Genomic DNA, 25,765 nt, shown 5'->3' with positions numbered 1-25,765 from the left:
AAACTGAACAACAAAATTTTAGAATTATATGGATATTAAGGAAATTCAAAATTTAATCAAATTTGTAGCAAAATCTGGAGCTACTGAAGTTAAATTAGAAATGGACGATTTTAAAATCACCATTAAAACCACAACGGAACAAGCTACGATAGAAAACGGAAATTACATTCAGCACATTCCGGTTTCTATGCCTCAGGTTCAGACTGCTGCTCCGGCTGCACAAACTACAGAAACACCTGCCGCTCCTGTTGCTGCATCAAACGACGACGACTCTAAATACATCACTGTAAAATCGCCTATTATTGGGACGTTCTACCGCAAACCATCACCAGACAAAGCGGCCTTTGTAGAAGTGGGTGCTGCTGTAAAACCAGGCGATGTATTGTGTGTGATCGAAGCAATGAAGTTATTCAACGAAATTGAATCAGAAGTTTCAGGAAAAATCGTTAAAGTTCTAGTTGACGATTCTTCTCCGGTAGAATTTGATCAACCATTATTTTTAGTTGATCCATCTTAATAAACAACGGTTTAAAAATACATTGTTTCATTTAAACTAAAAACAAATGTTTAAAAAAATATTAATTGCAAACCGTGGTGAAATTGCTTTACGTGTTATAAGAACATGTAGAGAAATGGGTATTAAAACCGTTGCGGTTTATTCTACTGCCGATGCTGACAGCTTGCACGTGCGTTTTGCAGACGAAGCAGTTTGTATTGGTCCGGCACCAAGTGCACAATCGTACTTAAAAATGTCGAACATTATCGCAGCAGCTGAAATAACAAATGCCGACGCCATACACCCGGGATATGGTTTCTTGTCTGAAAATGCAAAATTTTCTGAATTATGTCAAAAGCACGGCATCAAATTCATTGGTGCATCTCCGGAAATGATTGACAGAATGGGCGATAAAGCTACTGCAAAAGAAACCATGAAAGCTGCCGGCGTACCATGTGTACCGGGTTCTGACGGTTTATTAGAATCTTTAGAACACGCCGGAAAAGTTGCCAAAGAAATCGGTTATCCGGTTATGATGAAAGCAACCGCAGGTGGTGGTGGTAAAGGAATGCGCGAAATCTGGAAAGAAGAAGAGCTAGAGAAAGCCTGGGAAAGTGCCCGTCAGGAAGCTGCCGCTGCTTTTGGAAACGATGGTATGTATATGGAAAAACTGATTGTTGATCCACGCCATATCGAAATTCAGGTTGTTGGTGATTCTTACGGAAAAGCATGCCATTTATCAGAACGCGATTGTTCTATCCAGCGTCGTCACCAGAAATTGACTGAAGAAACTCCGTCACCTTTCATGACTGACGAATTACGTTTAAAGATGGGTGAAGCCGCTGTAAAAGCTGCCGAATATATTAAATACGAAGGTGCGGGAACCATTGAATTCCTGGTAGATAAAGACCGTAATTTCTATTTTATGGAAATGAACACCCGTATTCAGGTAGAACACCCTATTACAGAACAGGTAATTGATTACGACTTAATACGAGAGCAGATTTTAGTAGCTGCAGGTGTGCCGATTTCTGGTAAAAACTACCTTCCGGAACTACACTCTATCGAATGCCGTATAAACGCCGAGGATCCGTTCAACGATTTCCGTCCGTCACCGGGCAGAATCACTACCTTACACGCACCGGGCGGTCACGGGGTTCGTTTAGATACCCACGTGTATTCTGGCTACACTATTCCGCCAAATTACGATTCCATGATTGCCAAGTTAATTACTACGGCACAAACACGTGAAGAGGCCATCAGCAAAATGAAACGCGCATTAGATGAGTTTGTTATAGAAGGTGTTAAAACTACCATTCCGTTCCACAGACAGTTAATGGACAATCCGGATTATGTTGCAGGAAATTATACTACAGCATTTATGGAAACATTTAAAATACAAAAACCTGTTGTAGAGGATTAAAAAAAAGTCGAGTTTAGCTCGACTTTTTTGTTTTATATAGACAAAATATCTGTTTAAATCAGAGATTTATCATTCTGAAAGCAACACAGGAATTGAAGAATCCTAAACATTCCTCTCCTGACAGCTACCGAAACTCAGACACGGACTTACAAACCGAATGAAATTAACGATAAAAAGAGCGTATGATTTAGATAGAGATATAAATAGGTGTAGTTAAATAATGACCTCAAAAAAATAATTTAAATAAAATGCACAAAAACTTTGAAAACAGTTTAAAAAGTCTATCTTTACACATTATTAATTATTTATTTTATATCAATGAGAACAGGTACAGTAAAGTTCTTCAATGAATCAAAAGGATTTGGTTTTATTACAGACGAAACAACAGGAGAAGACATTTTTGTTCACATCTCTGGAATTAAATCAAGAGAATTAAAAGACGGTGATCAAGTTAACTACGTTGAAGCTGACGGAAAAAAAGGAAAAATCGCAACAGACGTTGTTGTTTTATAATATATATTGAAAATCTATATTATTTGAATTCCATAAAAGCTGCTATAATTATAGCAGCTTTTTTTTATTCTTCACTTTTAAAAATTATATTATATCCTTTTGACATCATCTTTCCCTTACCTCAAATACCAGATCAGCGGTTATTTTTTCTTTTTTTACCACTGATTCCACCGATAAACACATTAAACTTGTGAGGCTTTACAAATACTTTGTAGCACACAAAAACTACATAGCTATACCTTTCGTTTTCTTTAAACTATTCTTTCTTAATCTTATTTTCTGCTTCTAAACCAGCTTTTTCCTCAGCCATTCTTAACTCTAATTCTTTAACAAAATAAGAAGGCGTTAAACCGGTTTGTTCTTTAAACTGTATATTAAAAGACCGCAGACTGGCAAAACCATATAGTTCAGAAAGCTCTTGCACACTTTTTTTCCGCAGTTCCTTATTTGCGCGTAAATCAATTGTCATTTGCTTTATACGTAGTTTTACAATATAGGTGGTAAAACCGCCTTTGTGGGTATTTAGAAAATGAGACAAGGTGGTTCGGTTAGTTGCCAGCTGTTCCACAAGATCTTCTATTTTTAAGGCTCTCAAAGAACCGTCTTCTGCCTTTATAAGTTTTAGAAAACCTTTTTCTTGCTCAAATTTCTCTAATGCCCTGAAAAGACGTTGTTCATTTACCTGTTGAGAAGATATATTATTCTTCTGTGGGGCAGCTTCTGTCTGCGTTGTTATTTCGGCAGCCGATTCTTCCGGTTGCCTTGGTACTTCAACAGTTGGTTCTTGAAGTGCCTCAGTCCCTAAAACATCATTTTTTTGCTGGTGCTTTTCTTCTGTCGCTGTATCCAACAGCTCATTGAACTTCTGTTTTAATTTTTTCTGATCGCGGTTTTTACGGTACGAATACACGGTAAGCAGCAATAGCACCACCCCTGCAACCACCAACCATAGAGTATAAGTTCTCTTATTACTGTTCAACTTTTTTTGCAGTTGGCTACGCTCTGTTTCTATTTTTTTTGTTTCCAGCTCGTTGTGCAGGCGGTCGGTAATGCTTTTTTGTTCTTTTTCAAATTGCTGGTTCAATAGGTTCAGATTTTCAACAGCCTGTAACTGCAATGCCGTTTGCCCGATTTCTTTGTAATAAGCAGCTAAATAATCATACGTTTCGCGCAGCTCGTAATTCAAAAACTTTTTTTCATTAAACAGGCTGTCTATCTTGTTAAAATAAGTTACCGCTTCGTATTTGTTGTTTTGCTCCCACAAAATTTTTCCCAAATACAGATACACCACGTGTTCATTGGTAAAATCGCCGTTTTGTTTAATTTCAGGTAACGCAGTTTCTAAAAACTGCCGGGCAGCCGGCAACTCTTTTTGCAAAAAAGCCAGCCCACCTTTCAGGTAATTTAAATAAGCAGTTTCAAATTGGCGGTCCCGGGGTTTTAACCGCGGAAGTGCTTTTTCGCTTTCTTTAATAACGCTTTGCAAGGCTGCTGTGTCATCTTGTTCTAAATACGTTTTTCCCAAACTATATAGGCAACTGATATACCACTGTATATGGTTATATCCCTTGCCACTTTGGTAATAATCTTTTGCCTGCGTAAAATAAGCAACCGCTTTGTCATAATATTTTGTGTGGTAATAAATATTACCAATATCTATACGGGCAGAATTGAGGTTGTAAAGATTGTTGATTTTCTCGTTAAAGGCTTCCGATGCTATGGCATAGTCTAATGCCTGCTTAAAATAACGGTGCTTGTAATATAATACGGTACTCCGGTTATAAAAATTCCCCATAATGCTGTCGTTCGCTAACTTCTGCACCAGCGGGTGCATTTTATGCAGAATCATTACCGCTTCATTAAACGGAACAATATAGGTCTTTTTTTTTTAATGCCTGATATTCTTCTAACAGGTTGTTTTCTTGTTGGGCTTTTTCAAGATATTGGTCTAAATAATGTAGTTTTTGTTCGTTGGGTGTGCTGTCAGCATCAATCATTTTCCACAACTTTTCATACGAAGTTGCCGCCGTTTGCCCAAAAGCAAAAAAAACGGGTAGCAAAAAAGTACAAACTATCGCAAAAAAAGTGTTTTTAAAGTAAAAAAGCATCTGCAAAACATTAAATCAATCGCAAAAATACAACTTTTTTACGGAAAGACACCTTTTTTATAATCGACTAAAAACAAACTGTTTAACAGAATAAAATGTACCATTCTGCGGGTTTTTGTACAATTCTGCGACTCGCAAAATCGTACATTTTAAAATATGTACCATATTGCGAGTGCATTATTTAAAAACCCTGCAATTTTGTAACCGAACAAAAAGCTACCCGGGCAGCTCCATTAAAAATCTCGAAACAAAATGAACAAATATTTTTTATGGGCTGTAGCAATTGCTGCTTTATGCAGCGCCTGCGAAACAGACAACGAAGCATTCGCACCAGAAACAAAAAAACAAACCATAGCCTTACAACAGGCAAAAAGTGCAGAAGCAAACGATTACCAAATGTATCAAAGCATTTTAAGCAGTTTTGTATATAACCAAGACGAAACCTACGCAGAAAACCTGTTGCGGTTTGAACAGCACGTAAACCAATACATACCGCATAGTGATGAAACAACACCATATAAACCTTTGGATTTAAAACAAATAGCATTTTTAACAACAGCCGACGCAGGGTATATTGAACATTTTAATTATTCGGCAACCGCTAAAACAATGATGTATGCGGTACTAAACCAACGGTACAATGACGAAACAGCCAAAAGCACATTAGAACCGCAAGAATACCGGTTGGTACAAACCTTGGCTGCCCTGTACAACGACAATAATGGCAACGGTTATGATGATGATATTAGAGGTAGAAGAACCATTGCTTTTGCGTACGGGGCACAATACAGCTTTACGCAAGCGGTGTTGTATGCAGGGCAATAGAACTATCAGCTAAATAGTACTAAAGTCTTAAAGTCAAACGTCTTAACGTCAAATGTCGTAATGTTTGGTTTGTCATGTTGAGCTTGTCGAAACATCTCTCTTATTTAAAAGAGATTCCTCGTCGCTCGTGCCTCGCTCTGTCGGAATGACAAAAGATAGATAGAAAAGCTATGTGGTAAAAAACAAAAGAACATCAGTTCGTGCTTGTGGTTGCTGAGCCTGCCGAAGTATAAAAAACAAAAAAACACATAGAAACATAGAATTACAATAATAAATAAAGAATACAGCTATGTGTTTCGCCATTGGTGGAAACTATGTAAAGCTTAAACATTTTTTATCCTATTGTATCTATGTGGTAAAAAAACAAAAGAACATCCGTTCGAGCCTGTTGAGAATTATAAAGTCATAATGTCCAACGACTTTAAGACATTTGACTTTGAACATTACGACTAAAAACCAATAACCAAACCGTTATAAAAATTTGTTTCGGAGGGCGGTAGTCGCGAATACCGCTTTTGCGAAACAAATTACAAAATTAAACGTCATAAAGTCGAACGTCTTAAAGTCAAATGTCGTAACGTCAGTTCGAGTAAAAATCTGAAAGATTTTGTATCGAGAACTATAAAGTCGAAAATCCGTCACTTCGAGCGAAGTCGAGAAGTTAAGACAGTATTTATTCAAGAACCAAATTAAAAGTTTAACCTTAAAACAAATAACATCAGAACAAACTTCGCCAAAGTTTTAAACTTTGGCGAAGTTAAAAAAGCAAAACAAAAAAGTAATAAAAACACCCAAGTAAACGTAGCGACAGTGACGTAAACCGTTTGCGCCGAAACAAACAAAAAATTAAACAAATTAATTAATCCGCAGTTTAAAAAACAATTAAAACAAAACTGCATAAACTTAAACAAAAGATATGAAAAATATCAAATCATCAGTATTCGCTCTTTTCGGAGCTGCAATTTTATCAGTAAGCTTATTTTCTTGTAGTAACGACGATGCTACAACAACTAACAATACCACAACAGAGCAAACAGCTATGGCAGCTAAAGCATTTAGTGATATAAGAATTATTCCAAGTACATTAGGATTTGGAAGAGCTTATGATGTAAATTTAAAATGTGTACCTGCTAATTCTGGAATTTGCATAGATTTAACATTGCCAGGACCTGGAACTCATCCGTCTGATGGAATTGGAAGAATAGATCATTTCACAATGAGATTATCTATGAGTATGGAAACCTACCAAACAAACACAGAATACTTCACCGATGGGACTTTTGAGGTAGATAATGATTTTTTATTAGCACCTGAGGTCTTGAATGAATTAGAGTTTAGCCCAGAAACACGAGTGATAAAGCAAGTAGCAAAAGTTGTTCAGGCAGACGATGAAACTTTTTATATTGATCTAAACGTACAGCAAAACTAAAACAATAGTAAATTAAATAAAGATGAAAATTATACAAAATATAAAAAAAGTTACATTAGGAATTTTGGGAATAATTATGTTGTCATCAGGACTTTGGGCGTGTAGTAACGATAATGAAATAGCTACACCTACAAAAGAAGAACAATCAAACAAGGCTGGAAAAGCAATAGAGAAATCTGAAGTTATAAGAGATGCTATCCAAAATTCTAAATTACATAGTTTGGCTTTGGATTATGCTTATACAAATTTATTAAATGGTAATCTTAATGAACAAACTCCTTTAAATGACATTGTTTCATCAGCAGCAGGAACAATTAAACAATATACTGAAAAGGATGTTAATATAGATTTGGTAAAAGAATATTTAAATGTGCACTGTAACAATATAGAAAATGTATTTAATCAAATAGAAGATGTAAATGATTCTACAAAAGACATCAATTACATTGTTAATGAAATTAGTTACCTAAATAGTTTGCAAGATAATATAATAGACTTAGATATAACAAGTTACTTGGAATCTGACAAGTTTAATGGATTTACAGAAAAAGAATTTTATAATATTGCCTATATTGTAACTATTTATGTTGATTCATACAAATATTGGTCTATTAATTCAGAAAAATGGCAGTTATTGGTAGCTCCATCTACTATTCAGGCTAAAGGTGGTCCTATTGGAAGAAGAATTGCCTTTTTAGCCAATGCAGATTCAGCTGGAGCAACCGGAGTAATGGTTGGTGCACTTTTAACAGCGGCAACCGGAGTTGGTGCACCAGTTACTGCTGGTGAACTTTTAACTGGTGCAGCAGCAAGTTCAATTGTAGCAGGATTAAGTCCAGAATATTGGAGTATAAGATAAAAATATGAAACCATTGATAATAAAGGCAACAGCAACTTTTTTAGGATCTCTATTTGTTTTTTATTTATTCTTTAATAAAGAATTAAATAGCGCCTTGCTATATTCGTTTGTTGTTACATTAGCTGTTTTATTTTATAGTTTACTTGTAAATAAAAACAAATAACAACCCTCAATAAACTCTAACAGAGTTCAGAACTCTGTTAGAGTTTAACAAATATAAAATCATCCGAAATGAAAAAATTAACAATCTTAGCATTATTGCTAACTGCAACCTTACAAGCCTTTGCAGGCGAAATAAAAATAACAGCAAACCTTACGGGGTTTTCAGATGCTGCCGTAGTCTATTTAATAAGCGGGCAAACGCCTATTGCCTACCAAACATTGGCACAAGGCAAAGTAACATTAACAGCAGATGTTGCTGAAACACCGGAAAATTATATGATGTATATTGTAGATAACAACCAACCTTATTACACAAGCTTGTTTGTTGCTAACGAAACTATAGAAGTAACAGCAAATAAAGAAGACTTTCCGTATCAGGTAAAGGTTACCGGTTCTGAATACCATAAAATCCAAGTTTTGTTTAACGAAAAGCAATTACCTGTTCATATTAAAACCCAAGCTATGCAACAGGAAATCATTGCTTTACAACAAAGTGGCGAATGGGAAAAGCCCGAAGTACAAGAAAAATATGTTGGAGATGAGGGAATTGCAACTAAATTAGCTGAGGAACTGAAACAAAATGAAATGGATTTTCTTTTAGAACATTTAGATACACCTTTTGGTTTCAGTATGTTAGAGTATAACAAAACCCTTGATAAACAAGATTTTTACAAAGCTGTGTATAATAAAATGACTGCCGAACAAAAACAAACCAAAATAGGCAAGCAATATTTATTGGCATCGCAAAGTCATCGTTTAACAAAAGGAGATGCTTTTATTGATATAAATGTGTTAGATAAAGATTTAAAAGCAGAAAAATTAAGCGATTATTTTAATAAAGATACAGAATATGTTTTGGTTGATTTATCGTCGGTAAGCTGCTCAGGCAGCAACCAGGCATTTCCTATTACTAAAAGCTTTACAGATAAATATGCAGACAAGCTACAAGCAGTAAGCGTATTAGAAAGTCCAGATGCGGCAACTTACCAACAGTTTGGAACTTTAAGCACCAATAACTGGGCAGTGGTTTATGCCGAAGATTTTATGAATACCGATGCTTATATTCAATATCAAGAAAATGCTACACCCACTTTTTTATTGTTTGACAAATCGGGCAAACTTATCGACCGTTGGACTGGTGCATTAATCCATCAACAAAAATTAGAACAATATTTAGGAAAATTATAACTAAATGAAACTTATAAAAAAATACAGAACAGCAATTCTGGGTATTACAGGTACTCTTTTGATCATTATTGGTTTATATCTGGAATACTTTGCAGACTAACTTTTAAACGGTACGTTTATCGTTTAAAAAACACGTTAGGTTTTGCTACAAACCACGTCTGCTTTTAATCAATACTACGTTAGGTTTTGCTGCAAACCACGCCTGCTTTTTATGAAAAGCAGACGTGGTTTTTATTTTTACCGCAGGTTACTTTTTTTTCGATACAAATTACACCGATAAAAACGGATTTCTCTGTAAAAAACCAATGCGTTTCTTCAGATCCTGATACCGGCGAAATCATCGACTTATTTTATTAAAAAAGAAAATCTTCCAAATTTCTGTTCTTTTTTATTTAAAACCATTATAAATTAAGCCCAAAAAGTTGAAATTGATAACAAATCAAAACAATAAGGTTTTTTATACGCAACTAAAAAATTATCTTTGAAAATTGTAAAAATTTAATGCACTAACAACATGCAATCAAGTCAACTGGATTTAATCCCAATCCTTATGCAGCTTGGGCTGGCAGCGGGTTTTGTTTTTGTTACCATTTTAGTTTCAGGATTTTTAGGTCCCAAAAAAGCATCAAAAAACAAAGATGTAAACTTTGAATGTGGTATTGAATCGTTTGGTAACGCACGCGTGCCGTTTAATGTCCGCTACTTTTTAGTTGCCATTTTGTTTGTTTTGTTCGATGTTGAAGTAATCTTTATGTATCCATGGGCGGTAAACTTTCTGGAACTAGGTTGGGAAGGCTTATACAAAATGGGCATTTTTATGTTTTTATTAATTGTGGGGTTACTTTACGAGTTCAAGAAAAAAGGATTAGAATTTGAATAAACTACAGCTATTATGAGTGATTCTTCTAACATAAAACAAGTTGCTCCGCCCGAAGGTTATGCCGGCGAAGGTTTTTTTGCAACGAAATTAAGCGAAGTGGTGGGGTTGGCACGTGCCAATTCTATGTGGCCTTTGCCTTTTGCTACTTCTTGCTGTGGTATTGAATACATGGCAACCATGGCAGCTACTTACGATATTGGCCGATTTGGATCAGAACGTATGAGTTTCTCGCCACGCCAGGCAGATATGCTACTGGTTATGGGAACCATTGCCAAAAAAATGGCTCCTATTTTACGTCAGGTGTACGAACAAATGGCAGAACCTAAATGGGTTATTGCCGTGGGTGCCTGTGCAAGTACAGGTGGTGTTTTTGATACCTACTCTGTTTTGCAGGGTATCGACAAGGTAATTCCAGTTGATGTATATGTACCGGGATGCCCGCCAAGACCTGAGCAAATTTTAGACGGAATTTTAGAGCTGCAGAACATCGTTAAAAACGAATCGGTTCGCCGTAGAAGCAGCGATGAATATAAAGATTTATTAAACTCATATAACATCAAATAAAATGAGCTTAACAAACGAAATCATTCAGCAAACATTAAGCCGTCAGTTTACGCCAAAGGTTGAAAACTTTCATATTCTTCATGATATGCTGGCTTTTGAAGTTAAGAAAGAAGCGCTTTTTGAGGTGATTCAATTCTTAAAAGAAGATCCTTCAATGAACTTTAATTTTTTAACCGATGTTTGCGGGGTTCATTACCCTGATTACGACGAAGACCGCCAGTTTTGTGTGGTATATCACTTACACAATTGGTTTGATAATGTAAGAATCCGTGTTAAGGCGTTCTTACCGGCATCGAATCCCGAAGTGGAAAGCATTGTTCCACTGTATGCCGGAGCCAATTGGCAGGAACGCGAAACGTATGATTTTTATGGAATCATTTTTAAAAACCATCCGCAGTTAAAACGCATTTTAAATATGGATGAAATGGAATCGTTTCCGCTTAGAAAAGAATTTCCTTTAGAAGATCAAGGCAGAACCGATAAAGACGACCGTTTCTTTGGTAGAACAGGTCCTAATTGTTAAAAAGAATTACTATGTCAGATTTATTATTAGTGCCCGAAAAACGATTTGAAAAACAAATCAAGGCAACAAGAGAAAAAGATGGTGTAGAATTATCTATATTAAATCTAGGTCCCACACACCCTGCAACCCACGGTATTTTCCAGAACATTTTATTAATGGACGGAGAAAAAATCATTGATGGCGAAGGTACTGTTGGATACATTCACCGTGCATTTGAGAAAATTGCCGAAAACCGTCCGTTTTATCAGATCAACGTGTTAACAGACCGTTTAAACTACTGCTCCTCTCCTATCAACAATACCGGCTGGTGGATGACGGTTGAAAAAATGTTGGGCATCGAAATCCCTAAACGCGTACAATACATGCGTGTCATTATTATGGAATTAGCCCGCATTGCTGACCACATTATTTGTAGTTCGGTTATGGGCGTTGATACAGGTGCATTAACAGGTTTCCTCTACGTGATGCAGTACCGCGAAAAGATTTATGAAATTTACGAAGAAATCTGCGGTGCACGTTTAACAACAAACATGGGGCGTATTGGTGGTTTTGAACGTGAATGGAGTGAAACTGCCTGGAGAAAAATAGATAAATTTTTAGCGGAATTCCCGGCGGTTTGGACAGAGTTTGAAAACATGCTTTCCCGTAACCGTATCTTCATGGATCGTACCATTGGTGCCGGAGCTGTTGATGCTGAAATGGCGATGAGCTATGGCTTTACAGGACCAAATTTACGTGCTGCCGGTGTTGATTACGATATTCGTGTAGCACAACCATATTGTTCGTACGAAGATTTTGAGTTCGATATTCCCGTAGGTCAAAACGGTGATTGTTACGACCGTTTTTGCGTACGTAATGCCGAAGTTTGGGAAAGTATGAAAATCATCCGTCAGGCGTTGGAAAAAATGCCGGCAGAAGGTGGTTATCACGCAGATGTTCCCGATTATTACCTGCCACCCAAAGAAGAAGTTTACAACAATATGGAAGCCTTGATTTACCACTTTAAAATTGTAATGGGCGAAGTTCCTGTTCCAAATACCGAAGTGTATCACGCTGTAGAAGGCGGTAATGGCGAATTAGGTTTCTATTTAATTACAAACGGAAGTCGTGTTCCGTATCGTTTACACTTCCGCAGACCATGTTTTATTTACTATCAGGCATTTAACGAAATTGTAAAAGGGCGCAGCTTATCTGACGCTATTATTACTCTTTCAAGTATGAACGTTATTGCAGGAGAATTAGATTGCTAACTTATGGAAACATTAAAAAAATATCATCAAGACATCAATATCACCCCTGAATTAATGCAACGCATTCAGGAATTGGTCAGTCATTATCCAGAAGGAAAACAAAAATCGGCACTATTACCTGTTTTACATGAATTGCAAGACGCACATGATAACTGGTTAAGTGTTGAATTACAAAATAAAGCAGCCGAAATACTAAACATAACGCCTATTGAAGTGTATGAAGTGGTAACTTTCTATACCATGTTCAACCAAAAACCGGTAGGCAAATACATGTTAGAATTCTGCGTAACGTCTTGTTGTGCTATTAATAAGGCCGAAGATGTTATGGATTATACCTGTGAAAAATTAGGCGTAAAACCCGGTCAGGTTACAGCAGACGGATTATTTTCGGTGGTTGGTGTACAATGTTTAGGTGCTTGCGGTTATGCCCCAATGTTACAGTTGGGCGATTTTTACCACGAACATTTAACCAAAGAAAAAGTAGATCAATTAATTAACGATTGTAAAGAAGATAAAATAACCTTACACGATAAATAATACTATGGGACAAAAAATATTATTTGAAAAAATCCATATTCCGGGTATTAAAACGTACGATGTTTATCGTGAAAATGGTGGATATGCTTCTGTAGAAAAGGCATTGAAAATGAACCCCGACGATATTACCGAAGAAGTAAAGACTTCTGGTCTGCGTGGTCGTGGCGGTGCAGGTTTCCCTGTGGGTTTAAAGTGGAGTTTTATCGATAAAAAATCAGGTAATCCGCGTCATTTGGTTTGTAATGCCGATGAATCTGAACCAGGTACATTTAAAGACCGATATTTAATGGAATACATTCCGCATTTATTGATCGAAGGAATGATTACCTCGTCGTTTGCTTTAGGTGCCAACCTTTCGTACATCTACATTCGTGGCGAATACATGTGGGTTTTTAAAACCTTAGAACGCGCCATTAAAGAAGCTTATGCAGCAGGTTGGTTAGGTAAAAACATTAAAGGTTCGGGCTACGATTTAGATTTGCACGTACACTGTGGTGGTGGTGCGTATATCTGTGGTGAAGAAACCGCTTTGATTGAATCGTTAGAAGGTAAACGTGGAAATCCGCGTATCAAACCACCTTTCCCAGCTGTTAAAGGTTTGTGGCAAAACCCTACTGTTGTAAACAACGTAGAATCAATTGCTACTGTGCCATGGATCATTTTAAATTCAGGCGAAGATTATTCTAAAATTGGTCTGGGACGATCTACCGGAACCAAATTATTCTCTGTTTCCGGTCACGTTAAAAAACCGGGTGTTTATGAAATTGAAATGGGAATGACCGTTGATGAATTCATGAATTCTGATGAATATTGCGGAGGAATGATTGATGACCGTCCGTTAAAAGGATTGATTCCCGGCGGTTCATCGGTGCCTATTTTACCTAAACACCTTATCTTTAAAACAGCCAATGGAGAAGATCGATTGATGACCTACGAATCGCTATCAGACGGAGGTTTTGCAACAGGTTCCTCTTTAGGTTCAGGTGGATTTATCGTTTATAACGATACCGCTTGTATCGTTCGTAATACATGGAATTTCTCAAGATTCTACCATCACGAAAGCTGCGGACAATGTTCGCCTTGCCGTGAAGGAACCGGATGGATGGAAAAAATTTTATGGCGTATTGAAAACGGACAAGGTACCGAAGAGGATATTGATCTGTTATGGAGTATTCAGGCAAAAATCGAAGGTAATACAATTTGTCCTTTAGGCGATGCCGCCGCCTGGCCGGTTGCCGCTGCGATTCGTCATTTCAGAGACGAGTTTGAATACCACGTTCGTTTCCCGGAAAAAATTAAAAACAGAGATCATTTTGTAAATGAACCTTTTGAAAAAGTAAAACATTTACTACAAAATACCACCGTTTAATATAGAAATTATGAAAGTTACAATAGACGGAATAGAAATAGAAGTAGAACCAGGCACCACCGTACTGCAGGCTGCACGTATGATTGGCGGCGATGTGGTACCGCCTGCCATGTGCTACTATTCTAAATTAAAAGATACAGGCGGTAACTGCCGTGCCTGTTTGGTAGAAGTATCAAAAGGCAGCGAAGCCGATCCACGCCCAATGCCTAAAATGATGCCATCATGTAAAACAGGTGTTATGGACGGAATGGAAGTGAAAGTAAAAACTTCTGAAAGAGCATTAGATGCGCGCAAAGCAGTTACCGAATTTTTATTGATCAACCACCCCTTAGATTGCCCTGTTTGTGACCAAGCCGGTGAATGTGATTTGCAAAACCTATCGTTTAAACACGGATTGGAAAAAACGCGTTTTAAAGAAGAAAAACGTACGTTTGAACCAGAAAACATTGGCGATAAAATTCAATTGCACATGAACCGTTGTATTTTGTGTTATCGTTGTGTACATACGGCAGAACAAGTTTGTGGCAGCAGAAATCACGGTGTTTTAAACCGTGGCGATCATGCACAAATTTCCACTTATGTATCGGCAGCAATAGACCACGAAATGTCCGGTAATATGATTGATGTGTGTCCCGTTGGTGCGTTGACCGATAAAACCTTCCGTTTTAAATCGCGTGTTTGGTTTAACAAACCGTTTGATGCCCACAGAAACTGTGATAAATGTTGCGGAAAAACCACTTTATGGATGTTTGGCAACGAAATTCAACGTGTTACGGCTCGTAAAGACGAGTTTCACGAAGTAGAAGAGTTCATTTGCAACGAATGCCGTTTTGATCACAAAGAAGTATCTGATTGGGTAATTGAAGGTCCTCGCAAATTTGAGAAATGGAGTGTTATCAATCAAAGCAACTACACCCGCAAAATGGATAAAGTAGTAATTGATACCGAAAAACAAATTTTAGAAGGTCGTGACCAGGATCGCAAAAAGATCAGTATGAAAGAAGTTCCATATAAAACATCAGAAAAATAGTCAGGTATGGAAGAAGCAATCATTATAGAAAAAAGTGTAATCATTGTAGCTGTTTTTGCAATTACAATGCTGTTTGCCATGTACTGTACGCTGGCAGAACGTAAAATTGCCGCCTGGATCCAAGACCGCAGAGGGCCAAACCGTGCAGGTCCGGGAGGTATGCTACAGCCTTTAGCCGATGGTTTAAAATTATTTGCTAAAGAAGAATTTATGCCAAACACACCTAATACGTTTTTATTTGTATTGGGACCATTCATTTCAATGACCATGGCGTTGATGACCTCAGCAGTTATTCCTTGGGGTGATACGTTAGAAATTGCCGGTAGAAAAGTGATCCTTCAGGCTGCTGACATTAATGTAGCCATGCTGTACGTATTTGCAGTACTTTCGGTAAGTGTGTACGGAATCATGATTGGTGGTTGGGCATCTAACAACAAATATTCGTTAATCAGTGCCATGCGTGTGGCTTCGCAAATGATTTCTTATGAAATTGCTATGGGATTGTCTATCGTTGCAGTCTTGATGATGCACAGCTCTATGAGCTTGCGCGAAATCGCTGCCGGACAGCATGAAATGCACTGGAACATTTTCTATCAACCATTAGGGTTCTTTATTTTCCTGATTTGTTCATTTGCAGAAACAAACAGAACACCATTTGATTTGGCAGAATGTGAACAAGAATTAATTGGTGGTTATCACACCGAATATTCATCTATGCGAATGGGATTCTTCTTGTTTGCTGAATACGCTGCCATGTTCATTTCTTCTACCTTGTTAGCCGTTCTTTATTTAGGAGCTTATAACTATCCGGGTATGACGTGGGCTGCTGAAAATTGGGGAGAAAATACTGCAAACATTATTGGTATTGCCGTATTGTTTATAAAGATCTGTTTCTTTATTTTCTTGTACATGTGGGTTCGTTGGACGATACCACGTTTCCGTTACGACCAATTAATGAACTTAGGTTGGAAAACATTAATTCCGTTAGCTATTTTAAACATAGTAGTTACTGCGGTGGTGTTATTATTAAATCGCTAAAAAATAGAAATTATGTCTATTCAAAATACATCCTTATCAGGTAGAAAAAAGCAGGTTTCTAATAAAGAAATGACCTTAGGCGAGCGTTTATACATTGGCGCAATTGCCGGCGGTATGGCAACTACTTTTAAACATTTATTTAAAAAGAAAGTTACCATTAATTATCCTGAAGAAACGCGTCCGTTTAGTCCGGTTTATCGCGGACAACACATGTTAATGCGCGACGAAGAAGGCAGAGAACGCTGTACTGCTTGCGGTTTGTGTGCTTTATCGTGCCCTGCTGAGGCAATTACCATGAAAGCTGCCGAACGCAAACCCGAAGAAAAGCATCTTTACAGAGAAGAAAAATATGCCGAAATCTACGAAATTAATATGCTGCGTTGCATTTACTGTGGTTTGTGCGAAGAAGCTTGTCCTAAACAGGCCATCTATTTAACAAAATCTAAAAAAATTGTAAAGGCAGATACCAATCGCGAGCATTTTATTTTTGGAAAAGAACAATTGGTAATGCCTTTAGATCAGGCTATTCAAAATACCGCTAAATCAGAATAAAAATGATAGAGATTTTATTTTATATTCTTTCGGCTGTTACTTTAGGAAGCGCGTTTTTAACCATTCTTTCTAAAAACCCCATTCATAGTGCTATTTGGTTAGTGGTATGTTTTTTTAGCATCGCTGGGCATTACGCTTTGTTAAATTCACAATTTCTGGCAATGGTTCACATCATTGTGTATTCGGGTGCGATCATGATTTTAATGTTGTTTACCATTATGTTAATGAACCTGAACATCAGCGATGAAGTATCAAAACCTGTGGTTACAAAAATTGTTGCTACAGTGTGTTTCTGTTTAATTGGTTTCTTTCTGGTAAGTGCTTTAGCACAAACCGCACCTACTTTAGAAACATACACCAATACAGGTGTTGATTTTCAATCGATCCAGGTATTAGGAAAAGTATTGTTAAACGAATTCGTACTTCCGTTTGAAATGGCAGCAGTGTTGTTGTTAATGGCAATGATTGGTGCAGTATTAATTTCTAAAAAAGATAAAAAAACAGCTTAGTATGGAACATGTTTTACAACAAATAGGCATAGACCAATACATTTACTTAAGTATTATTCTTTTTAGTATTGGAGCCTTTGGTATTTTATATCGTCGTAACGCCATTGTCATGTTTATGTCGATTGAAATCATGCTAAACGCCGCCAACTTATTATTGGTCGCTTTTTCAAATTACCATGAAGACGCAAACGGACAAGTATTTGTATTTTTTACGATGGCTGTTGCTGCTGCCGAAGTTGCTATTGGTTTGGCAATCTTGGTAGCTATTTACAGAAACATTGGATCAATTGATATTGATAAACTTAAAAATTTAAAAGGATAGCATGAGCACAACTATATTATTACTTACGCTGATTTTCCCTTTAGTTGGTACATTAATCAACGGATTTTGGGGTAAACACTTAAGCAAAAAAGTATCGGGTGCTATTGCAACGTTGGCTATTGCGGCTTCGTTTGTTATATCATGTATCTTTTTTGCATACATACAAGGTTCGCAAGAGCCGGTTAAAGTGGTTTTATTTGAATGGATGAAATTCAACTACTTTACCATTGATTTCGGATTTTATTTTGATCAGTTAGCGGCACTTTGGTTGTTGTTCATTACAGGTATCGGAACATTGATTCACTTGTATTCAACAAGCTATATGCACGATGACGAGAACTTTTCTACTTTCTTTACCTATTTAAACTTCTTTGTTTTCTTTATGCTGATTTTAGTAACAGGAAGCAACTTAGCCATGATGTTTATTGGTTGGGAAGGTGTTGGTTTATGCTCGTACCTATTGATTGGCTTCTGGTACAAAAACCAGGATTACAACAACGCAGCTAAAAAAGCGTTCATTATGAACCGTATTGGTGATTTAGGTTTCTTGATCGGAATTTTCGTAACAGGATATTTATTCCATACATTAGATTTTGTCGCCTTACAAGAACAAAGTTACCTTGCACCAACTTTAGGCATTGCAACAATGGCGTTCTTTATTGCTGCAACGGGTAAAAGTGCACAGTTGCCATTATACACCTGGTTACCGGACGCAATGGCAGGTCCAACACCTGTATCGGCGTTAATTCACGCAGCAACCATGGTTACGGCAGGTATCTTTATGATTACCCGTTTAAATTTCTTGTTTGATTTAACTCCGGATGTTCAGCACATCATTGCGGTTATAGGAGCAATAACCTCTTTAATGGCGGCAACCATTGCATTAGTACAAAACGATATTAAAAAAGTATTGGCATATTCTACCGTTTCGCAATTAGGTTTAATGTTTTTAGCGTTAGGCTTAGGTGCTTACGAAGTGGCGGTTTTCCATGTAATTACACACGCCTTCTTTAAAGCGTGTTTGTTCCTGGGATCCGGATCGGTTATTCACGCGATTGGTGGCGAACAAGATATGCGTCACATGGGCGGATTAAGAAAACACATGAAAGTTACATATTTAACCTTCTTTATTTCTACATTAGCCATCTCAGGATTTCCGCCTTTATCAGGTTTTTTCTCCAAAGATGAAATTTTATTAACGGCATTCCACCACAACATTGTTTTATGGATCATTGCCAGTTTGGCTTCAATATTAACCGCTTTCTATATGTTTAGATTGTTGTTCTTAACCTTCTTTAACAATTTTAGAGGTACTAAAGAACAAGCAGATCACTTACACGAAAGTCCAAGCGTTATGACTTTGCCTTTAATTATTTTGGCAGTGTTGGCAGCTGTTGGAGGATTGATCAGCATTCCCGGAAACAGTTGGTTAAACGAATTTTTAAAACCGGTGATTAAAAACAATGCCGCATCGCATCCACACGTATTAGGTACTACCGAGTATCTGTTAATGGGCTTGGCTGTTGTTGGTGCGTTAGTTGGTTTATTTATAGCGTATGCAAAATACATTAAAAACAAACAAGTTCCTGTTAACGATAACAATGTTTCGGGCTTGCAAAAATTGTTTGTGAACAAATATTACTTAGACGAGATTTATCAGGCAATTATTGTGCAGCCTTTAAACTTTTTTGGTTCGTTCTTTAAAAACCAAATCGATGGACTGATTAACGGTATTGTACTAAGTTTTGGAAGAGTTCCTTCAGAGTTATCTTACCAAGGTAAAAAAGCGCAAAACGGAAACATTGGCTTGTATTTATTTGCCTTTGTAATTGGCGTTTGCGGCTTGTTGTATTATTTATTTATGTGTTACTAAAATTATGGCGATGAATTGTATTCTTATTTTACTTATTTATATTTTAGGAGCTGGTGCAACGTTGGCATCGAATGCTAAAAACGCGGGAAAAATAGCTTTAGTAACCAGTTTAATTAACGCTGTTATCGCATTAATTTTAACGGCAGATTTTTTAAACGGAAGCGATATTTCGTTTGTTCAGCAATGGATCTCTAACCCTAACATTTCGTTATCGTTTGTGGTTGATGGGTTAAGCTTAACCATGTTGCTGTTAACTACGTTATTGTTGCCAATTATTATTTTGGCATCATTCAATACCTTGTATTCTAAAGCAAACCAGTTATATGCTTTGGTTTTATTTATGGCGTTTGCCATGGCAGGAACATTTTTAGCACAAGATGGTTTGGTTTACTATATTTTCTGGGAATTAGCTTTATTACCGATATTCTTTATTGGGTTGTTGTGGGGAAGCGATGAATGGAAAGTACGTAAACGCGTAATGGTAACCTTTTTCATTTACACCTTTGCAGGGTCGTTATTTATGTTGGCAGCTTTTGCTTACTTATACACCAAAACAGGAAGTTTTTCCTGGAGCGATCTTTCTAAAGTTGTTTTATCAACCAAAGAAGCAAACTATATTTTCCTTGCGTTCTTTTTGGCTTACGGAATTAAAATTCCGGTTTTCCCGTTACACACCTGGCAGGCAAATACCTACGAAAAATCGCCAACAATTGGCACCATGTTACTTTCGGGGATCATGCTAAAAATGGGACTTTATTCTATTTTGCGCTGGCAAATGCCTATTGCGGGAAATGTATCAGAAAACATCTTAAAAACAGTAATTGTTCTATGTATCATTGGAATTATTTACGCATCGTTAATTGCCCTGCGTTCTGAAAACATCAAACGCTTATTGGCTTATTCGTCAATGGCACACGTTGGTTTAATTGCTGCGGGAGCTTACATTGGTAACACCACCGGCTATCAAGGGGCTATTATTCAAATGGTAGCACACGGTTTTGTGGTGGTGGGATTATTTTATCTGGCAGACATCATTCACAACAGATACGATAGTTATTTGATTAAAGATATGGGTGGTATCCGCTCGCAGGCACCCAAATTCACAACATTCTTTTTAATCATTTTATTTGCATCGATTGGCTTACCGGGAACTTTTGGATTTATCGGAGAATTTACTTTGCTTTTCGCTTTATCTGAAAAAGAATTATTGTATGCCGTTTTCGCAGGAACATCAATTATTCTTGGAGCATATTATATGTTGAAAATGTTCCAGAATGCTGTGTTGGGTTCACCAAATACAAAAGTATTTTCTGAAGTAACTACAAAAGAATATGTGGTTTTAGGGATTATTTGTGTGGTTTTAATTGGTTTAGGAATCTATCCAAAATTACTAACCGATTTATTCATTTAATAAAGAACATAGAAAATTTAAACTATGAGTACATTAATAGCTTTAGCATCCTTAGCAGTTCTTATATTGGTCTTAGAAATTATTAACCTGAGAAAAACAATTGTTCCTTTAACTTTAATTGGGTTATTGGTTGCTTTGGGTTTTAATATTTGCAACTTTAATACAATCGATTCGTTTTACAACAATATGATTGTAATAAACAAAACCACTACCCTGTTCAGTTCTTTATTCATTGTATTAACCTTTTTCATTGTAGCATTAGGACAATCTTTTTATAAAGAGCAATATGATAAAATATCTGATTACACTTCTTTAAAAATATTTTTATTGATTGGGGCTTACTGTATGGTTGCCTTTGGCAATATGGTTATGTTTTTCTTAGGATTAGAGATTTTATCAATTACCTTATACATTTTAGCAGGAAGCGACAGAACAAATATCAAAAGTAACGAGGCCGGAATGAAATATTTCTTAATGGGCTCATTTGCCTCAGGATTCATCCTGTTTGGAATAGCTTTGATTTATGGCGCAACCGCTTCGTTTGATTTAGATCAGATTCAATTGGCAAGTTCACAGTTAGCCATGCCAAAATGGTTTATGGTTGGTTTTGTGTTGATGTTGGTGGGATTATTATTTAAAATAGCAGCCTTCCCTTTTCATTTCTGGGCACCTGATGTTTATCAAGGATCGCCGTTGTTAACCACAACAACCATGAGTACATTGGCAAAAGTAGCGGCAGTAGCAGCTTTTTATAAATTAAGTCTGGTTTTCTTCCCTGCCATGCCGGCTAATTTCAGCAATTTAATCGCCTTTTTAATCATCGTTACATTAATTGTGGGTAACGTAATGGCGTTAAAACAAAACAATATTAAACGTTTAATGGCATATTCAGGTATTTCGCACGCCGGTTTTATGTTAATGGCTATTTTGTTAGGGAAACAAGCAGAACCCCATTTGTTTTATTATATGGTAGCTTATGCCATTGCCGGAATTGCAGCATTTAGTGTGATATTATACGTATGTCAGGACAAAAAAGAAGAGCTGGTGATTCATTTCCGTGGGTTTGCAAAACACAAACCCGTGTTGGCAGTAACATTGTCTTTAGCGTTGTTATCAATGGCAGGAATTCCGATCCTTGCAGGATTCTTCGGAAAATTATTCCTGTTTACACAAGCCCTAAATCAAGGATATTATGTAATGGTAGTTATCGCGGTAATAACGTCTATCATAAGTATTTATTACTACTTTAAAGTGATTATCGTTATGTTTACCTATAAAAATGCCGATGCAAACACTACATATCAAAAAAACTTTATCTATTCAACGGTTGCAATTATTGCAATTGTAATCAATTTAATTATTGGATTTTGCCCATCGTTAATAATAGATTTATTTTAGTTAATTAATTACTTTACTAAAGGTTGATTTGAGTTTCAAATCAACCTTTTTTTATATCTTTAAAACATGAAAATTCCCGAAAGATATAGTACCGAAAACAGCACTTCTTTCTCAAGTTACTGGAAAAAAAGCAAGTTCAATTTATTGCCTTATTTTATCTCTGATGTTTCCTTAGAAGAAAGTAAAAGTTACATTCCTCTTTATTTTCAGGTGGATACTTTAGGCGATGAAGTAGCAAAACATTATTTTTCAAACAAATCTTTCGGGGAAGCTATAGGAAAACTTCATCACGATTTTTCCTTATTCCCTTCCAACCAAAAGAACTTATCACTTGAAACTGTACAGCTTTTTGAACAATTTCACAAAGTTCCAGATTGGGTAGATTTCGATAAAATCAATTCCGGAGCCGCTTATTGCAATCGTTGTGGTACGGCTGCCTTGTCTGTTCTTAGAAATTATTGCTTAATGGGCGGTTATGAATCATCGGCTATTAACAAACCGCTTATTTTTACGCAGGCATTACACAAAGGTGCCGTAAAACGTTTATCGGATACGGTTGATTTTTGGATGAATGTTACAGCTATCAATGGTTTAAAACCAAAACAAGCCGGTATTTATGCTATATTAACTACCCGATTGATTCATTCATATTCGCGCTTACAAATTGAAAAATCGACTGATTGGAAATCGGAACTTTGGGGCAGACCGATTAATTTATGGGATATGATGGCTACCAATTTAGGTTTTTCGATTGCTTTTATGGACGGTTTGGCTAAGTTGAAACTTCCTCCTTCAAACGAAGAACTTTCTGCTGTGTTACATTTATGGAAATACGCTGGTTATCTGATAGGTATTCCGTTAGATTTATTGCCCGATACACCTGAACAAGCCGCAAAACAACTGTATTTATGGAGTAAAACCCAAAAAGGCATCGATCAGGACTCTAAAGACTTAGCTTGGGCTTTGTACGACGAGCCTTTGCGTGTTTCTTTTACAAATAACAGGTTTATGAAATGGTTTGTTCAAAAAACCAATATTGGTTATAACGAGGTCTTATTGGGCAGCAAAAGTCGGTCAAATTTAGGTTTGCCTTACTCTAATGCAAAATACTGGGTTTTGTTTCTAAACAATATCAACCAGTATTTCGACAGAAAAGCGAAAAGCAATCCAAATTCATACGCAAAAGTTGCTTTAAGAGGACGGAAACAACAAGAAGACGTTTGGGATTTGTATAAAAAAGAACAATAAAAAAGCTGCCTTATCCGGGCAGCTTTAATTTTATTTAAACGTATAGGTTAACCCTACCATAAACGAACGGTTTAAATGCGATGAAGAACCGTAATAGCTTTCTCCATTCACATAAATGGGTTCAATTAATCCTTGACGCATACGTGCTTCGATACCAAGCTGATCTGTAAAGTTATACCCCAGCCCGATGTTCAGCGTTAAATCAACATCGTTGTTAATAGAATAAACATTAGTATCATATAAAACTCCACCTCCTTGAGGATACGTTGGTATTTTTTCTTCAGATACTTTAATATCCAACCCGGGTCCTATTTGTAAATTGAATTTATCAAAATTAAACTTATTGATTAAATTCAACGATAAATAATCTAAAGGAACATCTACCGTGCGGACCACCGTCGGGTAATTTGGCGCGTTATAATTGGTGGTTACCGAACTGATATTTTCAGCTCCCTGACGAATATAAAGCATCTCAAACTGCATATTGTAAACCTTACCCAGTTGCAACGTACCGTACGCACCCAAGTAAAAGTTATTGCGGTAATCGGCACCGTAACTGGTTATGGTAGATGAGACAAACCCCGCCTTAACTCCCGGTTTAAAAGAAACCTGAGCATTGCTGAATCCAAATGTAAGCAGTGTAATAGCAAGTAGTATTTTTTTCATATCGAATGTTTGTAAATGTTATTTATTTTATGTGTTTTATCGTCCGAAGATAATCATTTTTTTTAAGTTTCATCATTTTTGTTTCTTACCCGTCAAAAAACACAACTTCTTGTACTACATTAAGTGTAAAAAAGAACTAATTAACGAACTTTACTAAAAATAACAAATTATGGAATTAGGAATATCAATGTTTGGCGATTTAAAATTAAATCAGGAAACACAGCTGCGCAAAGCACCTCATCAGCGTTTTACCGAAATGCTGGAACAGGTACGGTTAGCCGATGAAGTAGGTTTAGACGTATTTGAAATGGGCGAACATCACCGTGCCGATTACAGTGTTACAAATCCACAGCTTTTTTTAAGTGCAGCAGCAGCCGTAACAAAAAACATTCAATTAGGTTCTGCAGTTACCGTATTAAGTTCGAGTGATCCGGTACGCTTGTTCGAAGATTTCAGTATGTTGGATCAGTTATCAAAAGGTCGTGTACACATCATGGCAGGAAGAGGGAGTTTTACCGAATCGTTTCCTTTATTCGGATTCGATTTAAACAATTACGATGCCTTGTTTGAAGATAAACTGATGCTTCTTTTGGATCTTATCGAAAAAAACGGCACAGACATTAACTGGAACGGACGTTTAACCCAAAACCTGCAAAACGTAAACTTGTACCCCAAACCGTATAAAAAACAACTGCCTGTGTGGATAGCAGTTGGCGGTACGCCGGCATCGGTTCTTCGCGCAGCACGTTTAGGCTTGCCTATTACCTTTGCTATTATTGGTGGAATGCCTATAAACTTTAAACCTTTGATTGATTATTATAAAGAGAACTATCTGGCAGCTGGTCACAATATAAATAACATGCAAATAGGTATCAACTCGCATACTTTTGTTGGAACTTCTGATGCCATTAAAGACGACTATTATCCGTTTTACGCCGCACAAATGGACAATATAGGGAAAGACCGTGGCTGGGCACCGTTTAACAAAGAAGTGTTTTTAAATACCACACGACCAGAAGGTGCCTATTTTATGGGTGAACCAAATGCGGTGATCGACAAAATTCTGCAACAGCATGAATGGTTTGGTCACACCCGTTTTGTAGGACAGATGGATGTGGGAGACCCGGATCACAACATGCTAATGAAATCTATTGAATTATTCGGAACCAAAGTGGCACCGGAAGTTCGTAAGGTTTTGAAATAATAAAACATTGTGAAAAAACTCCAAGACACATTTTTTCAATATTATTGGAGTTTTTTTTATATTTACCTCAAATGAATGTTTTTTGATTAGTTAGATTTTTTAATGTTTTCGATATTTGTGTTGCAACCATTGAAGCAGGAGTTATTTCATAAACTTTATTCAATTCATTCCCCGATTTGCCGTGAATATAACAACCAAGAATAGCCGCATTTAAAGATGTGTAGCCTTGTGATAAAAAAGAGGCAACACAACCCGTTAACACATCACCCATTCCTGCCTGAGCCATTGATGGATTTCCTGAAGAATTCACAAAAACTTTTCCGCTATTATCACAAATAAAAGTATCACTACTAAACGGGCAATCTTTCAAATAGGGCAAAATTAGTTG

27 protein-coding genes are annotated in these 25,765 nt (G+C 36.7%); 23 read left to right on the top strand and 4 right to left on the bottom strand.

From position 1 onward, the window contains the following. The first annotated feature begins 28 nt into the window (after positions 1-28). From accB to BLW20_RS07895, 3 genes are all read left to right on the top strand, one after another. A complete protein-coding gene (gene accB, locus BLW20_RS07905) occupies positions 29-517 on the top strand; it encodes an acetyl-CoA carboxylase biotin carboxyl carrier protein (protein ID WP_091098719.1) in 489 nt (162 codons plus the stop codon). A 46-nt stretch (positions 518-563) separates the two neighbouring features. Next, the gene (gene accC, locus BLW20_RS07900) at positions 564-1,919 is read left to right on the top strand and encodes an acetyl-CoA carboxylase biotin carboxylase subunit (protein ID WP_091098715.1); all 1,356 of its coding nucleotides are present in this window, start codon (positions 564-566) and stop codon (positions 1,917-1,919) included. A gap of 318 nt (positions 1,920-2,237) precedes the next feature. Continuing rightward, positions 2,238-2,432: a cold-shock protein gene (locus tag BLW20_RS07895; protein ID WP_091098711.1), complete on the top strand. Its 195-nt coding sequence runs from the start codon at positions 2,238-2,240 to the stop codon at positions 2,430-2,432. Between the two features lie 256 nt (positions 2,433-2,688). Here the strand turns inward: BLW20_RS07895 and BLW20_RS07890 are convergent, their stop codons facing one another. Together BLW20_RS07890 and BLW20_RS07885 are read right to left on the bottom strand one after the other, a co-directional pair. Further along, entirely contained in the window at positions 2,689-4,281 is a 1,593-nt protein-coding gene (locus BLW20_RS07890; protein ID WP_091098707.1) for a helix-turn-helix domain-containing protein, read from the bottom strand. Between the two features lie 10 nt (positions 4,282-4,291). After that, on the bottom strand, positions 4,292-4,540 hold the full coding sequence (locus BLW20_RS07885; protein WP_091098704.1) for a hypothetical protein: 249 nt from the start codon (positions 4,538-4,540) through the stop codon (positions 4,292-4,294). A 252-nt stretch (positions 4,541-4,792) separates the two neighbouring features. Between BLW20_RS07885 and BLW20_RS07880 the strand changes: the two genes are divergently transcribed. From BLW20_RS07880 to BLW20_RS07785, 19 genes are all read left to right on the top strand, one after another. Next, the gene (locus BLW20_RS07880; protein WP_091098701.1) at positions 4,793-5,365 is read left to right on the top strand and encodes a hypothetical protein; all 573 of its coding nucleotides are present in this window, start codon (positions 4,793-4,795) and stop codon (positions 5,363-5,365) included. A 916-nt stretch (positions 5,366-6,281) separates the two neighbouring features. After that, positions 6,282-6,794: a hypothetical protein gene (locus BLW20_RS07870; RefSeq protein WP_091098696.1), complete on the top strand. Its 513-nt coding sequence runs from the start codon at positions 6,282-6,284 to the stop codon at positions 6,792-6,794. Positions 6,795-6,816: 22 nt separating this feature from the next. After that, a complete protein-coding gene (locus tag BLW20_RS07865) occupies positions 6,817-7,653 on the top strand; it encodes a hypothetical protein (protein WP_091098689.1) in 837 nt (278 codons plus the stop codon). A gap of 231 nt (positions 7,654-7,884) precedes the next feature. Further along, positions 7,885-9,003: a DUF4369 domain-containing protein gene (locus BLW20_RS07860; RefSeq protein ID WP_091098686.1), complete on the top strand. Its 1,119-nt coding sequence runs from the start codon at positions 7,885-7,887 to the stop codon at positions 9,001-9,003. A gap of 514 nt (positions 9,004-9,517) precedes the next feature. After that, positions 9,518-9,883, top strand: coding sequence for an NADH-quinone oxidoreductase subunit A (locus BLW20_RS07855; RefSeq protein WP_091098682.1), 366 nt, complete (start codon positions 9,518-9,520; stop codon positions 9,881-9,883). Between the two features lie 12 nt (positions 9,884-9,895). Beyond that, positions 9,896-10,447 (top strand): NADH-quinone oxidoreductase subunit B, encoded by a 552-nt coding sequence (locus BLW20_RS07850; protein ID WP_091098679.1) that lies wholly within the window; start codon positions 9,896-9,898, stop codon positions 10,445-10,447. Between the two features lies 1 nt (position 10,448). Further along, complete coding sequence (locus BLW20_RS07845; RefSeq protein ID WP_091098676.1) at positions 10,449-10,970, top strand: NADH-quinone oxidoreductase subunit C; 522 nt, start codon at positions 10,449-10,451, stop codon at positions 10,968-10,970. A gap of 11 nt (positions 10,971-10,981) precedes the next feature. Beyond that, entirely contained in the window at positions 10,982-12,220 is a 1,239-nt protein-coding gene (locus tag BLW20_RS07840; protein WP_091098673.1) for an NADH-quinone oxidoreductase subunit D, read from the top strand. A gap of 3 nt (positions 12,221-12,223) precedes the next feature. Continuing rightward, a complete protein-coding gene (locus tag BLW20_RS07835; protein ID WP_091098669.1) occupies positions 12,224-12,757 on the top strand; it encodes an NADH-quinone oxidoreductase subunit NuoE family protein in 534 nt (177 codons plus the stop codon). Positions 12,758-12,761: 4 nt separating this feature from the next. Then, positions 12,762-14,126 carry an NADH-quinone oxidoreductase subunit NuoF gene (gene nuoF, locus BLW20_RS07830; protein ID WP_091098665.1) on the top strand — a complete coding sequence of 455 codons (1,365 nt, stop codon included), beginning with the start codon at positions 12,762-12,764 and terminating at the stop codon, positions 14,124-14,126. Positions 14,127-14,136: 10 nt separating this feature from the next. Further along, positions 14,137-15,156 (top strand): NADH-quinone oxidoreductase subunit G, encoded by a 1,020-nt coding sequence (locus BLW20_RS07825; protein ID WP_091098662.1) that lies wholly within the window; start codon positions 14,137-14,139, stop codon positions 15,154-15,156. Between the two features lie 6 nt (positions 15,157-15,162). Next, positions 15,163-16,194, top strand: coding sequence for an NADH-quinone oxidoreductase subunit NuoH (gene nuoH / locus BLW20_RS07820; RefSeq protein WP_091098658.1), 1,032 nt, complete (start codon positions 15,163-15,165; stop codon positions 16,192-16,194). A gap of 12 nt (positions 16,195-16,206) precedes the next feature. Continuing rightward, positions 16,207-16,746, top strand: a complete 540-nt coding sequence (locus tag BLW20_RS07815; RefSeq protein WP_091098654.1) for a NuoI/complex I 23 kDa subunit family protein — start codon at positions 16,207-16,209, stop codon at positions 16,744-16,746. A gap of 2 nt (positions 16,747-16,748) precedes the next feature. After that, positions 16,749-17,255, top strand: a complete 507-nt coding sequence (locus BLW20_RS07810) for an NADH-quinone oxidoreductase subunit J family protein (protein ID WP_091098650.1) — start codon at positions 16,749-16,751, stop codon at positions 17,253-17,255. Between the two features lies 1 nt (position 17,256). After that, complete coding sequence (nuoK, locus tag BLW20_RS07805; RefSeq protein ID WP_091098646.1) at positions 17,257-17,577, top strand: NADH-quinone oxidoreductase subunit NuoK; 321 nt, start codon at positions 17,257-17,259, stop codon at positions 17,575-17,577. A gap of 1 nt (position 17,578) precedes the next feature. After that, entirely contained in the window at positions 17,579-19,450 is a 1,872-nt protein-coding gene (gene nuoL, locus BLW20_RS07800; RefSeq protein WP_091098642.1) for an NADH-quinone oxidoreductase subunit L, read from the top strand. A gap of 10 nt (positions 19,451-19,460) precedes the next feature. Beyond that, positions 19,461-20,861 (top strand): complex I subunit 4 family protein, encoded by a 1,401-nt coding sequence (locus BLW20_RS07795; protein ID WP_091098638.1) that lies wholly within the window; start codon positions 19,461-19,463, stop codon positions 20,859-20,861. A gap of 24 nt (positions 20,862-20,885) precedes the next feature. After that, a complete protein-coding gene (locus tag BLW20_RS07790) occupies positions 20,886-22,259 on the top strand; it encodes an NADH-quinone oxidoreductase subunit N (RefSeq protein ID WP_091098635.1) in 1,374 nt (457 codons plus the stop codon). Positions 22,260-22,325: 66 nt separating this feature from the next. Further along, the gene (locus tag BLW20_RS07785) at positions 22,326-23,507 is read left to right on the top strand and encodes an oxygenase MpaB family protein (protein WP_091098632.1); all 1,182 of its coding nucleotides are present in this window, start codon (positions 22,326-22,328) and stop codon (positions 23,505-23,507) included. Positions 23,508-23,537: 30 nt separating this feature from the next. Here the strand turns inward: BLW20_RS07785 and BLW20_RS07780 are convergent, their stop codons facing one another. Continuing rightward, positions 23,538-24,173 carry an outer membrane beta-barrel protein gene (locus BLW20_RS07780; RefSeq protein WP_091098628.1) on the bottom strand — a complete coding sequence of 212 codons (636 nt, stop codon included), beginning with the start codon at positions 24,171-24,173 and terminating at the stop codon, positions 23,538-23,540. Positions 24,174-24,342: 169 nt separating this feature from the next. Here BLW20_RS07780 and BLW20_RS07775 point away from each other — a divergent pair, with 169 nt between their 5' ends. Beyond that, complete coding sequence (locus BLW20_RS07775; protein WP_091098625.1) at positions 24,343-25,377, top strand: LLM class flavin-dependent oxidoreductase; 1,035 nt, start codon at positions 24,343-24,345, stop codon at positions 25,375-25,377. A gap of 67 nt (positions 25,378-25,444) precedes the next feature. On the opposite strand, the gene BLW20_RS07770 is transcribed toward BLW20_RS07775, so the two are convergent. Then, positions 25,445-25,765 (bottom strand): ADP-dependent NAD(P)H-hydrate dehydratase (locus tag BLW20_RS07770; protein WP_317039279.1); only part of this gene is annotated, 321 nt, incomplete at its 5' end.

The organism is Paenimyroides marinum, assembly GCF_900108395.1.
Lineage (GTDB): Bacteria > Bacteroidota > Bacteroidia > Flavobacteriales > Flavobacteriaceae > Flavobacterium > Flavobacterium marinum.
This window is presented reverse-complemented; position numbering and strand designations above follow the sequence as displayed.